We start from the raw sequence: 12,610 nt of genomic DNA on the forward strand, positions 1-12,610 counted from the left end.
CAATAAACCCCAATCCCGTCTGACCTAGCTATAGGATAGACCGATTGGGGTTTTTTCGGTTATCGGTCATCAGTTATCAGTTATTAGGTGTAACTTAAAAGTAATTAGCCACCTTTCTCACCGATTTTACTTGTACTCATAAATCTATGACCGCACGAACACGAAACCAAACCGACAAAAAAACACAAAAAAAGCCAAAAAGTGGCAATAAATCCCAAAAATGGCAAGTTATCGAGATTTGGCTGCGAATTATTGCCTATAGCGCCATTTCCATCACGGCGGTTTTTGCGATCGCTCGTTTGCTCCCCTACCAACAGATGCAACAGGCAAAATTAGAAGAAGTGCGTTTGGCAGCCCAAGAAAAGGAGGAACGCGTCAATCAATTGCGGGATCAATTTACTCGCAGCTTCGATCCTAGTCAAGCGCGGCAAGTGATGGGTGAACAAAGTCCCCGACGGGATCCTAATCAAAGACGCATTTTTTGGGTTTCCCAGTAGATTAGCTGTTCGTAGATCTCAATTACTTGTTAAGACTCTAGAGGAGAGGAGATATCCACAGAGTCGGTCTGAGCATTTGTCAGTATAAAACTAATGACCACAGCGACACAATTCTTAAGCATTTCTGCCTTGACAAAAGAGGATTATTATGGGTGCAGCTGAATTTTGGAGAAATATCTAGAGGAAATTTTGAGCGCACGCAGTTCGATAAACTCACTGACCACGGTGCGCCCCTACCATTGGCGCAATCATATTATTATAGGGGCGAATTGCATTCGCCCTCTTTGAATAACTGCTGCTGCTCACCAATATGTGAGGGAAAGTCACAAATAGGAGATGCCGAGGTTATCTGCCATTTTCCAATAAAAACCTTCTTTCGGCGCGAACAATTGCCTCTCTAGTGGCTAAAACTGCTTCTGTATCCACCGAAAGAGAAGTCACACCCCAAGCAATCAGATCATCGATAATTTCAGGATACTGGACGATAGCCATGCCGCAAACGGAACAGGGAATCTGTAAAACTTTTGCTTGAGTAATAATTTGTTGTAAAGCTGCCCTGACTGCGGGATGACGGGCGTTAAAATATTCTGAGAAATGTTCTCGATCGCTACCTAAAATTAATTGAGTTAAATCATTAGTACCAATAGCGATTAACTTTACCCCTGCTTGCACATAATCCCTCAATTGAAAGATTACCCCCGGTACTTCCACCATTATCCCCAATTGGAAAGAAGGGACTTGAGTGAGTAAAGCCGATTGTACCCGTTGCCGGCAGAAAATAAATTCTTCAATCCCACGGACAAAGGGAAGCAGTAAATTAATATTGGTGGCGCTGGTGGTTTGTACCCGTCGTAAAGCTTGCAATTCTAGATCAAATAGAGTCGGATCTAATATATAACCATGGGTTCCCCGACTGTCTTTAGCCGAATGTTGAGCATCAAAAGAACGGTAAAATAAAGGCTTAGGCTGGATACTAAGGGCAAATTGTGCGATTAAATCACTTAATCTCTCGATCAATGCTTCTTGATGCTCTGGTGTTAACCATTCTTCTAGATTGCGCTGAGAAAGTAACTCTAAAATCATCCATTCTGAGCGCAATAAACCGATCCCATCAATAGGCAGTTCTCGGATTCTGGCAATACTTTCAGTTTGACTGAGATTAACCATCAAACGGGTAGCAATTGCCGTCCCGTCGGTTTCTCTGGAGGGTGGTGGGGGTAAGGAAATCTGTTCCTGAGATGCTAGAGAAATAATTCCCCTCGTACCATCTACTAAAATTATCTCGCCTGAGCGGATAATTTCTGTGGCATTTTTTACCCCGACAATGGCAGGAATGGCTAATTCCCGGGCTAAGATGGCTCCATGGCTAGTTAATCCCCCCTGTTCCGTGATCATTGCTCGAATTTGGCGTAAATGGGGCAGTTTTTTCGGAGGTAAATTAGTAGTAACCAGAATGCAATCCTGAAAATTTGCCTCTGGGGAGTCGAAATTGCTGATCACTTTTGCCACTCCCGATACCAACCCCGGGGATGCCCCTAATCCTCTTAAGGGATAATTGGAGGTAGTAGCGGTGATTTCCTGACTGTGACAGTTGAGAATATAAATTTGACCATCTAGCATCATCAGCCATTCTATGCTGGTTAAGCTGGGTTTTTCCGCTAGCAGAGATTGAACCAGTTGACAAAGGCGATCGATGGCGAAATTATCTAAACAGTAGCTTTCCTGTAAACTGGGTGCTAATAATTGTGCCGCAAGCAGATTACTGTCACTGTTGAGATAATAAGCCCTGGATTTATTGCCTAATTGCCGACTGCGTAATTGACCGGAGCGATCGATAATATAGATATCCGGTGCCACTTCTCCATTAACTAAACTGTGTCCTAATCCCCAAACCGCCTGAATTTGCCAGTTATCCTCATTAATCAGCACATTTCCCGCACAATTGGCTGGTAATAACGGTTGTACCAGTAAAGATAATTGAATTTTTTCTAAACCAATTCCCATTTTTCGCCAATAAAATAGACTTCTGGCGGTGAATAACTCCGCCCAAGCTTGTTTTAGGGCATTTTCTAGATTATCTGCTTTAATTCCACTGATGGGGGCGGAAAATAAACCGAGAGTTCGCCGAGACAGATTAGCTGGTAAGGAAAAGCGCCATACTAGGCTATCCATGGCTAATTGTGCCACGGCCGCCTCTAGTTCTTCTAACCAGAGAGGAGAAATTTGCGCTTGTAAAATGGCCCGCCGACTTTCTTTGGCGACTAATTGCAGAGCTTTTGGGTTATCTACGTCTAAATAGAGGGAAGACTGGGGAAAATCAGTCAGGAATGAGTCAGTATTGTTGATAGTTTCCAAAAATTCCGCAAAAATGCGGTTAAAAATGGCAAATCCCCTGATAATTGGGTATCCTCGCTGGTGTAATTCACTGGCAATAAAAGCTTTTTCCCCCACCAGGGGGCGATCAGAAGCACTAATGCGATCGAGCCAGCAGAGAATGGTCACGGGATTTGTTAAGAATGGTGAAAGGATTGTAAAATTATTGTGTGATTTTTGTAACTTTTTGGTTCTATCTGCTAGTTTAACTCACCGTCACTATCTTGAGGATGATCTGGAAAGTGGGGTGTAGGGTGTAGGGTGTAGGGTGTAGGGTGTAGGGTGTGGGGTGTAGGGTGTGGGGTGTAGGGTGTGGAGAGGGGAGAATAAATAAAAGCAATCTCCTGACTCCTATCTCCTGACTCCTGACGACCGGCTCCTATCTCCTGACTACTGACTCCTATCTCCTTAGCTGATAAGATAGGATTCGGACAATATTCGATCGCTGCGAGAAATTGATGGACACACCTGCGAAAGTTTTGTTAGTGGATGACGAACCGGGGGTTCGTGAATCTGTGCAAGCATATCTACAGTACGGGGATGAATTCGAGGTAAGAACTGCTAGTAATGCTAACGAAGCCTGGGATTTACTCAATCAAGAAATTCCGGAATTAGTTATTTCCGATATTATGATGCCGCAGGTGGATGGCTATCAGTTTCTGAAGAAATTGCGCGAAGATGCTCGTTTTCAGACAATTCCCGTGGTTTTTCTCACTGCAAGGGGTATGACCAGCGATCGCATTCAGGGTTATAATGCTGGTTGTGATGCTTATTTATCCAAGCCTTTCGATCCCGAAGAATTAGAAGCATTAATCAAGTCTTTAATCGAGCGCCGTCGTCAATCCCTGCAAGCCACCAGCGAAAACGCTAGATTAGAAGAAATTGCCCGAGATATCCGGGAATTAAAACAGCAGGTGGGACAACAGAACACTTTTACTACCACTCCCCCCCCGATTAAAGTTGATCTGACCCCCCGGGAACAAAGTGTTTTAGATTTAGTAGCGGAGGGATTGATGAATAAAGAAATTGCCAGTCGTCTAGAAACCAGCGTTAGGAACGTAGAAAAATACGTCAGTCGCTTATTTAGCAAGACTGGTACTAATAGTCGCACGGAATTGGTACGTTTTGCCCTAAAACACGGTTTAACCAGTTAATATAGCAGCTACTGTTTGCGGCTAGAAATCCATTGGTGGTATATCATACTTTGTGCTTTTTGTCAAAAAAACTTTTTTTTTGCAATAAAACTACACAAAAAAAAGATCATCGTTGTGGGTGAAATTGACTCATTTACCTGTCTTAATTGGGATTATCTTCTAGGTGTGGCAAGGGTTTCAACCTTTGCTGCCCAAAAAAGTATAGAATACCCGATTATTAAATTATATCAAATCGCTGTAACCATTGGAACATCGTTGTTAAATAAAAATCTTTCTCAATTAATTCTTAAGAATTTGTAAATATTGCGAAATATTAATTTAAATATTCTCAAGTTTTTGGAGTCAATAGATAATTTTTGCTTATCTTTGACCAACATTGGGTTAGAAGTCAGGAGACAGGAGACAGGAGATAGCTTTTTTCTCCCTTCTCCTAACTCCGGCGCTCCCTGCTCTCCTATACCTTTTAAAGAGGATTTGGTAAGTACCTAAGCAAAATTAATTACACATTTTGATAAAGCTCTTGCCCTTTGCCTTTTGCCTATCTTCACTAGGAAATTTATTTTGCATGACTACTTATTAGATAGGGAACACCCTGTCCCCTAATGCCTAGAGAATTTCAATAATTCCTTGACTGCCATCGAGACGAATTAATTGACCATCTTTTAACAATTTCATGGCATTATGCACATCCATAACCGCCGGAATTCCGTATTCTCTGGCAATGATAGCACCATGGGATAATTGTCCCCCCACCTCGGCAATAATGCCCACAGCCTGGGACAATAAAGGGGACCATCCTGAGTCAGTATAGGGAATAACGAGAATAGTATCAGGGGCAATTTCTAGATTTTGTAGGGTTGGCATAATTTTGACTCGTCCCTCCACTGTCCCCCCACTAGCGGCAATTCCCTGTAAGCGTTTTTTGGCAGTTAAATTTGAGACTAAAAATTCTTTTTTCGGGGGTTGTCCATAGACGATATAGGGAATATCGTTTAATTGAGAGTTTTCTTGGAATTGTTGGCGACGCTGACGAATAATCTGGTTAAGATTGGCGATTGTATTATTCTGACCTAACTGGGTAACTTCTGAGTAGTTTAGATAAAATATATCTCCCGTCTCTGATAATATTTGTTGCTGTAACCAGAGGGTTTCCAAAGCGAGAAAATGCCAGCGTAGGTGAGCTAAAAGACGGGAGTAAATTTCAGTCACTTGGTTTTTGATATTTAATCTTTTTTGGACAGTATGGGAAGATTTAACTTTTTTATGGCTATTATTGCCCGGACTATCTAAGGGTAGTTGTAGCAGCTCTTGGGGATTTTCTCGCCATCTCGGTATCGAAATATCGGTTCCCACTTCGCTTAAATAACCGTAGGTTTCTAACCAGAGGGAAAAAGCTGAGTCAAAATCTCGATCGAGCGTATTTTTTCTCAGTTCAGACAGCGATCGCATTGAGGCTATTTCTGGTGCTTGAGAGTTATCCAATTTCTCAAAAGGTACTCGCGAGATACTGCGACGCAAAGCGAAGCTAAGGGGGGCAAGAATACTATAATAGGTGGCTTTTTTTAAGACGGTTAAAATCTCCTCAATTTGCTCTAAAATCTCCCCTGAAGATAAAGCTTCTAGGGAAGTAGCGTTAATTTTTTCGAGCGTTGGGATAAAATAGTTTTTTTGATCTTGGCTAAAGTCTTTTTCTAACTGTAATTCCCGTCCTAAAAGTTTTAATAAACCAGGGGAATTAGCCAAGGTTGCCGTTAACGGTGGTTTGGTAAACTTTGCTCCTTTGGTTAGGAATTCTAAGCTTTCTGGAGGTAATCCCATGCGACGGAAAATTGTGCCTAATAAAGAAGCATTAAAATAGGCTCTTTGATAGTGTAAAGTCGCTGTTTCATTGAAGTCCAAATCGAGAGCTTTTTTGTCTAAAACTAACTGGAAAATATCTCCCCAAACTCCACAGGTTAAAGGACGATTAATCGACCAAGGCAAAGAACGAATCACTCCGGGGATAACTTCAGCTGCGATTTTTCTTGTCCAAATTGGCTGTAAATTAGTGATAGGACGGCACTGTAATAACCATAATTTTTGTCCGTCATGAGTCCATTCTATATCTTGAGGAATGCCATGATCAAGGGTTTCTAATTGCCGACAAAGATTGGCTACCTGTTGAATAATAGCTGGGGGAATATCTCCCTCTCCGATGATGATATTTTCTTCTAAATTAACTCGATAACTTTCGGGGGTGATTCTTCCCGATACAACTCTGGTGGCATCTCCGGGTAAAGCTTCAATAACCACATCTAAACTGAGAGGATTAATCGGATCACGACTGAAGGCAACCCCCGAAAAAACTCCTCGAATTTGTTCTTGAATTAACACAGCCATGGCCGTGTTTTCTTGACCTCGATCGAGTCGATAATTAACAGCATTAGGACTATTATAGGAGGTTTGGCAAGTTAAAATCGCCGCCGCTAAATTTTCTTGATCGACAATGTTAAGAATTGTAGTATATTGTCCGGCAGATGAAGCGGTTTCACTATCTTCTCCAATAGCGGAAGAGCGGACGACTAAGGGATGATTAATATCAGGATGAAGAGATTCTATTAACGGTTGTGGATCATCTCCTGGTGGTAAAATCCACCCCCTAGGAATGGGATAACCGGCACGCTTAAGATCGGCTAAAGTGGCGGACTTTTGTCCCACTTTTGAAGCTGCTAGATTGTCATCAAGAGTTTGGATTGATCGATCTCCACGAAAAAAACGAAACATAGTTTTTGATTCATTGTTAACATTTGCTTCAGGTAAGTCTAAATCGTCGGGGATTTTTTGAAAAATTGCCCCTAATAAACAGGCTAAAGCAATGGCAGTTATAATATAACCTGAATCGTGGGGACGACGCAAGGTGAGAATTAAAGCTAATAAAAATAATCCTACCAATCTACCCGTAGATTTTTCTCGAAAGACAGTAAAGCTAATCCCACTAATGATTAAGGTGAGAAAAACAGCGACAAAATCGTGAACAATTAATCCCCAGAAAACATTAGTAGTTCCTGCACCTTTTCCTAACCAATAGCGCCCCATGACTAAGGCAATTAAAGCTAATAATTCCCACGTGGAGCCGGTGGAAAAAAATAAACGGGTTAGGAAAATAACGATAATTCCCTTGGCTGCTTCCGAAATTACCGCCAAAATTCCCACCAATTTACCCCCATGGTAAAAAGCGGCAGTTACACCGATATTACCAGTACCTAATTGGGATAATTTACGTCCAGTTACGAGATAATTTATCCAATCGATCAGAGGCAATCCCCCGATTATAGGACAGACTAAAAAAATAAATAGAGATCCCCAAATTTCTGTCATTTTAAATGCGTCTTAGTTTACGATCTTGTCTTAGTAACGACCTTGAGAACATGAACACGAAAGCGATAAAATAAATTGAGATTAATGGCTTAAAACTCAAGCAGATGGAGCAAATAAAGGCAATAATTGCGGATTTTAAGCGGCAAAATCAACCCCTCAAACTGAAGAAAAAAGCGAAAAGAGTAAGGTGGACGATACACACCCTAAAGACTTAAGAAAATCTGATTGACAGTGAGATTTAATTCCGTGAAAGTCTGGGAAATTAGGCGATCACTGTCTCGAAATTGCCGAATTTGATATTCTTCCTCAACTAAGCGACAAACAGAGATGGTCGGTTGTTTAGGAGTGCCAAGAAAATTACGCCCACCCAAGGCTGCATAATCGACAATCCAATATTCGGGAATACCCATTTCTTCATAATCAGCAAATTTTAAGTAGTAATCATCACGCCAGTTAGTCGATACCACTTCAATGATCAGAGGGATAGATGCACCCTCACTAAGGATTGATTCTTTTTTCCATAATTTTTCCTGAGCGAGCTTGGTTCGATTTAGCACTAATACATCAGGAAAATAACCAGAGTTTTTACCAGCAGGTCTGACAATCGCTTGGTTAGGAATTAAATAAGGAAGCCCCAGTCTATCAATTATTCCACTGAGTTTAACAGTTAAAAATCCTTTGATTTCCTCGTGTTCTCCTGCGGGTTGTGCCATTTCAATAATATTTCCATTGTGTAGCTCATAACGTACTTCAGAATTTTCAGGCAGCCAAGGGACGAATTCCTCGAAATTAACAGTTTTAGGTAGGGTTTGGCTCATAGCTGGCAAAATAGCTTTCTCTCTCTACTAACTTCCTTGGCTCTATTTTACCTTGAATGTAGGGTGGGCATTGCCCACCCTACAAACTCTCTACACAATCTGCGATCGCACTATCACTGCCAAAAACGATGAGGACGAAACCAAAAATATAATTGGTAACGACGGCGAGGTTCATAAAAGGAGTCAGTTGCCAGTTAGTTTTAATATCTCCATTTGGCAATATTACACCCTCATAAAAATTTTTACCATCGGATCCGCCTAGTAAGTTTATGATCGGGTCTCCTTGATTAACGCTGAATGTTACAGCCCCTCCTGATGATGAAGACGATGTCGGCGGCTTAGATGTATAGTTATAGCGCTTTTCACGTTACTGAGGTATCGACAAGTTTTGCCAACAAAGGGTTTAAGCCCCTTGCCCATGCCTCATTCTGATGAAAAATGCTATGATTGCTTCGATCGCATAGAAACGAGTGCTAATATTAGGAACAACAGCTTCGGAAATTTCCAATCCCTCTGGATAATTTTTCGAGGGAACGGCGAACATAGAGATTTCCCCAGCAACAGCTTCGGAAATTTCTGATCCTCCTGGATAATAGATATAACTATCGGAAATTTCCAATCCCCCTAGATAATTTGTCGGGGGAACGGCGAACATAGTGATTTCTCTGGCAAGGGCTTCGGAAATTTCTGATTCTCCTGGATAATAGATATAGCTATCGGAAATTTCCAATCCCCCTGGATAATAGATATAGCTATCGGAAATTTCCAATCCCCCTGGATAATAGGTATAGCTAAATGTGTTATATTTTTGGTCATCAGAAAATGCCGGGGGACGTAATTGAGGAATTTCTGCACCCAATACCCCAGAGCAATCTTTAAATGGCATATATTGTTTAACCATCGACATTTACTTGGTAATCGATAACGGGAAAAAGTGAGAGATTTAACCTGGATGACACTGATGGACAAAATTAACCAATCAACTCTGCTGTAACTCATACTACTCAGTCGTCTATGCTAAAACGATCCAAAAAACGCAAGTTTTTAAATTGATGGGCAAAAAAGTTTAATTTTACTCAATAACTAAGGAGTTATACATAGATGTTTATTTTTGACAGTAAAACCAATATTTTAATTAATTCTCAGGAATTAACCTTTAAAAGTGAATATTTTTGCAACTTTTCTCGTTATTTTCAGAATCGAGAATTTGTCGATTTAGATGCTGTACAACTCAGTGGCGATCATTTTGAAGGGTATCTTTCAAGGATCATCATCGATGAAGTGATGCTAGAGTTATCCCAACGTAATTGTTTAACGAATGTTGCGGGAGTAGTCCATTCTAAAATGTGGGTTTTTGCGATTCCTGTTCAGGTGAATTCTGTCTTCTTCCAAAATTTGTACTCATTGGAAAATAACTATCTGGGAATTGTCCCCCCTAAATCAGAAATTTCCGTTTTTCAACATCCTTTTTCCAATCGTTTTCAGCTTTACGTTGATGATGATTATCTTCAGAAATTGTGCCAAACTTTAGAGCTACCAGAATCGGAAAAATTTTTTAAATTCTTCCGATTCTTCTATTGTGATTTGCCCATCGGAAAAAATTCGTCATCTCCAACAATATTGTCATCAACTTTATCAAATGCTATTTAATTTAGATCGTCAACAAATATCTGGGCAAAGAAAAGTATTAAGATTGAATTTTGTCAGGCAAAAATTAGAAAAAATTGTCAAAGATTTTCTTTTGACTTTAGCAGTAACCAAAGATATTAAAACCCCTAAAAATACTATCAGACGCACCTCTATCCTCAAAAAAGCTGAAGAAATGATGAGAAAAAATCTGCGTTCTGATCTGACTATTCCAGCTATTTGTCAAGACTTAGAAGTAAGTCAACGTACCTTAGAATATATATTTAAGGACTTCTATCAAATGTCGCCTTACAATTATTTTAAATTGCTTCGTCTTAATGCTTTACATCAATCTCTTAACCAAAATAATAATCAGACAAAATTAACTTATGAAATTGCCGAAGAATTAGGTTTTTTTCATCGAGGATATCTGGCCTCTGATTATAAAAAACTGTTTGGTTACTTCCCCTCTGAAACCTAAAAAAATAGTAGGCATAGGAATTAGGATTAGTGCCTTTCCCGTACTTGTTTGGTAGGGGCGTATATGTACGCCCTTTCTTCGATTCCATAACCTCAAGAGAGCCATTAATAATTAGCCCCATCGAGATTAATTTACTTAATTCCCACTAAAAAAGTTGTACCGATCGCCATAATTGCCAATCCGATGAACTTACTAATTAGAGTCGCTTGCTGGGCTAATTTTTCCTTGATGACAGTGCCAAGGAAAAAAGCACCAGATGCGATCGCTAATTGCATCACGGTAAAACCAATTAAATAGGCAACTAAAGCGGCAACTCGCGCCCCGATAATTGATTCTCCGTAGGCATAACCGTGGAAAATTCCCGCGATCATTGCCAAAGTTGCCAGAGCGATCGTATAGAGATTAGAATGATTTTGTAAACCTTTTTTCAGGGTTAAAATCACGCCAAAAAGCACCACAGAAAGAGCAACAATCCCTTCAGGAAAAAGTAAATTTATTCCCTGTAAATGAATACCCGTCCCGATTAAAGTGGCAATCGCAAAAGCGATCGGAATTAATAAACCCTGTTCCATCCCCACAGCAATTAAACCACTAGCCACCACAAAAGCTAAATGATCTAAACCGATAACTGGGTGAGCTAAACCCGATAAAAATCCGTTCCAAAAATTATCGGGAGTTTGCCCTCCCGTGGCATGATGGGCAAGGGTTTTGCTGGCAAAAATTAACAGGAAGAGAGGGACAATAGTTAATATCCTTGTCCAGCTTTGACGAAAAATTATCTTCATTGATTACCTCAAAATTATGATTCGGAAACCCGCGCCACAATCGCCCGGTGTCGGGGACTGGTGGGGGTAATGATCGGTGCTTGAAACCCCGCTTCAACTAATGCCTGTTCGATATCGAGAGTAAAATATTGATCGAGATAGGGTTCGGTACTCTTGAGTAAGGTTAGGACATAAGGGGGCATTTTTCGATAAATTTCCGAGCGCGGATTCATATCCATCAGCGTCAAATAACCCCCCGATCGCAATAAACGACGCGCTTCGGCGAAAATTTCTCTAGTAGCCTGTTGGGGTAGTTCGTGAAACATTAAAAACGAAGATACCAGATCGTAGGACTGACTGGGTAATTGAGTTTTTTCCGCAGCCGCGTGTTGCCATTGAATCGTCTTTTGTTTTTGTTGAGCCTGGTATTGAGCAACTGCTAAATAGTAGGGAGAGAGATCCAACCCAGTTACCCGCGCTTGCGGATAAGTATCTTGCAGCGCGAAGCTACTCATGCCGACACTACAGCCTAAATCGACAATATCGTTAATTTTTGCCTTGATTTGCTCCTTTAATATCCGGTGATATTCCCGCCGCAATCGCGGGTCGCCGTCCATCCCCGCCCCGGGCCAGATGGTAGAATGGACAGCATAGGCGGCAGATTCTACCTCAAAAGCTGGCAACCAGTCTAAATTGCCCTTTTCGTAAGCGTGGAAAGAACAAACGTAGTATTCGGGATAGACGAGATCGGGATTTTCTACCGCTTGCAGTTCCTGACTCCAATCCCGTTGCTGCCATTGTTTGACGGTTTCTCGCCAAGGTACGCCTAGTTTTTCGGCTCTTTTAATCATCATATTGCGGGCCTGATAGCGAGCGATGTCAAAAAGCGGTTTTATGCCGAGAATACGGTTAACTAGACCAGAAACAGGATTAAAGGAGGCCGGAACGGGTGTAACTGTCATAGAAAAGCTTCGATCGTAAATTTTCCCTTTCTCATCTTATAACAGTGATCAGTCATCAGTAATCAGTAATCAGTGAAAAAACAGCACTGTCACCGCCATTTAATACTACTCAGTTAATACCACTCACTGAAAACTCACATCTGATAACTGTTGACTGATAAAAGCAAAAAGCTCCCTAACCCCCATCTTGCCAATTTTTAAGTAGGTAGGTGTTGAAAACTTTCAGATGCCCCCCTTATTAAGCTATCCATTAGTCAGATCTTTCTTAACAAAAAGAGAAGAAACTTAAAAAAAGGGGAAACGATTGATAGGTATAGTTTTGAAAGAAGGAATTAAGGTGGAGGTAAGCAAAAAAATGGAGAAATGGGCAGCCCAAGAATTACAATATGCAGACCTAGGGGACACCAGAAGAAAGAAAAGGTTAATCAGTATCGTAGAAAACTTGGCCAGCCAACCTAGTACAAGTGTGCCACAAGCTTCGGGAAATCTAGCCGCAGCGAGTGCCACCTACGACTTTTGGAATTCCCCCTATTTTCACCCCTCAGATATAATTGCCGCCCAAGCTAAAAGTACAGTAG

The 12,610-nt window shown here is 41.0% G+C and carries 12 protein-coding genes and 1 pseudogene; 5 read left to right on the forward strand and 8 right to left on the reverse strand.

Annotation, left to right across the window (positions count from 1 at the left end):
- The first annotated feature begins 146 nt into the window (after positions 1-146).
- Positions 147-497 (forward strand): hypothetical protein, encoded by a 351-nt coding sequence (locus IQ224_RS02450; RefSeq protein ID WP_194032481.1) that lies wholly within the window; start codon positions 147-149, stop codon positions 495-497.
- Positions 498-842: 345 nt separating this feature from the next.
- Here the strand turns inward: IQ224_RS02450 and IQ224_RS02455 are convergent, their stop codons facing one another.
- Positions 843-2,999, reverse strand: coding sequence for a putative PEP-binding protein (locus IQ224_RS02455; protein ID WP_194032482.1), 2,157 nt, complete (start codon positions 2,997-2,999; stop codon positions 843-845).
- Between the two features lie 76 nt (positions 3,000-3,075).
- Positions 3,076-3,210 carry a hypothetical protein gene (locus IQ224_RS24500; RefSeq protein ID WP_255527397.1) on the reverse strand — a complete coding sequence of 45 codons (135 nt, stop codon included), beginning with the start codon at positions 3,208-3,210 and terminating at the stop codon, positions 3,076-3,078.
- A gap of 118 nt (positions 3,211-3,328) precedes the next feature.
- On the opposite strand from IQ224_RS24500, the gene IQ224_RS02460 reads away from it, so the two are divergent.
- Positions 3,329-4,024: a response regulator transcription factor gene (locus IQ224_RS02460; RefSeq protein ID WP_002737332.1), complete on the forward strand. Its 696-nt coding sequence runs from the start codon at positions 3,329-3,331 to the stop codon at positions 4,022-4,024.
- 303 nt (positions 4,025-4,327) lie between these two features.
- Complete coding sequence (locus tag IQ224_RS24835) at positions 4,328-4,513, forward strand: hypothetical protein (protein WP_002744676.1); 186 nt, start codon at positions 4,328-4,330, stop codon at positions 4,511-4,513.
- 117 nt (positions 4,514-4,630) lie between these two features.
- Here IQ224_RS24835 and IQ224_RS02465 read toward each other — a convergent pair whose 3' ends face one another.
- The 4 genes from IQ224_RS02465 to IQ224_RS02480 form a co-directional block, all read right to left on the reverse strand.
- Complete coding sequence (locus tag IQ224_RS02465) at positions 4,631-7,381, reverse strand: glycerol-3-phosphate acyltransferase (protein WP_002744675.1); 2,751 nt, start codon at positions 7,379-7,381, stop codon at positions 4,631-4,633.
- A 203-nt stretch (positions 7,382-7,584) separates the two neighbouring features.
- A complete protein-coding gene (locus tag IQ224_RS02470) occupies positions 7,585-8,199 on the reverse strand; it encodes a Uma2 family endonuclease (RefSeq protein WP_002744674.1) in 615 nt (204 codons plus the stop codon).
- Positions 8,200-8,278: 79 nt separating this feature from the next.
- The gene (locus tag IQ224_RS02475) at positions 8,279-8,419 is read right to left on the reverse strand and encodes a hypothetical protein (RefSeq protein ID WP_194032483.1); all 141 of its coding nucleotides are present in this window, start codon (positions 8,417-8,419) and stop codon (positions 8,279-8,281) included.
- A gap of 183 nt (positions 8,420-8,602) precedes the next feature.
- Positions 8,603-9,100, reverse strand: a complete 498-nt coding sequence (locus IQ224_RS02480; RefSeq protein WP_194032484.1) for a hypothetical protein — start codon at positions 9,098-9,100, stop codon at positions 8,603-8,605.
- A 200-nt stretch (positions 9,101-9,300) separates the two neighbouring features.
- Between IQ224_RS02480 and IQ224_RS02485 the strand changes: the two are divergent.
- Positions 9,301-10,306, forward strand: a pseudogene (locus IQ224_RS02485) (helix-turn-helix domain-containing protein).
- Between the two features lie 131 nt (positions 10,307-10,437).
- On the opposite strand, the gene IQ224_RS02490 reads toward IQ224_RS02485, so the two are convergent.
- On the reverse strand, positions 10,438-11,091 hold the full coding sequence (locus tag IQ224_RS02490) for a HupE/UreJ family protein (RefSeq protein ID WP_194032485.1): 654 nt from the start codon (positions 11,089-11,091) through the stop codon (positions 10,438-10,440).
- Between the two features lie 14 nt (positions 11,092-11,105).
- Complete coding sequence (locus tag IQ224_RS02495; protein ID WP_002736498.1) at positions 11,106-12,032, reverse strand: class I SAM-dependent methyltransferase; 927 nt, start codon at positions 12,030-12,032, stop codon at positions 11,106-11,108.
- Between the two features lie 355 nt (positions 12,033-12,387).
- Between IQ224_RS02495 and IQ224_RS02500 the strand changes: the two genes are divergently transcribed.
- A partial coding sequence (locus IQ224_RS02500) for a transposase (RefSeq protein WP_130757148.1) occupies positions 12,388-12,610 on the forward strand: 223 nt, incomplete at its 3' end.

This window comes from Microcystis sp. LEGE 00066 (assembly GCF_015207925.1).
GTDB lineage: Bacteria > Cyanobacteriota > Cyanobacteriia > Cyanobacteriales > Microcystaceae > Microcystis > Microcystis ichthyoblabe_A.

Bases quoted from the DNA above. Each gene is read 5' to 3' on its own strand.
- IQ224_RS02450 (WP_194032481.1), top strand. From the start codon at position 147: ATGACCGCACGAACACGAAACCAAACCGACAAAAAAACACAAAAAAAG.
- IQ224_RS02460 (WP_002737332.1), top strand. From the start codon at position 3,329: ATGGACACACCTGCGAAAGTTTTGTTAGTGGATGACGAACCGGGGGTT.
- IQ224_RS02465 (WP_002744675.1), bottom strand. From the start codon at position 7,381: ATGACAGAAATTTGGGGATCTCTATTTATTTTTTTAGTCTGTCCTATA.
- IQ224_RS02470 (WP_002744674.1), bottom strand. From the start codon at position 8,199: ATGAGCCAAACCCTACCTAAAACTGTTAATTTCGAGGAATTCGTCCCT.
- IQ224_RS02480 (WP_194032484.1), bottom strand. From the start codon at position 9,100: ATGGTTAAACAATATATGCCATTTAAAGATTGCTCTGGGGTATTGGGT.
- IQ224_RS02490 (WP_194032485.1), bottom strand. From the start codon at position 11,091: ATGAAGATAATTTTTCGTCAAAGCTGGACAAGGATATTAACTATTGTC.
- IQ224_RS02495 (WP_002736498.1), bottom strand. From the start codon at position 12,032: ATGACAGTTACACCCGTTCCGGCCTCCTTTAATCCTGTTTCTGGTCTA.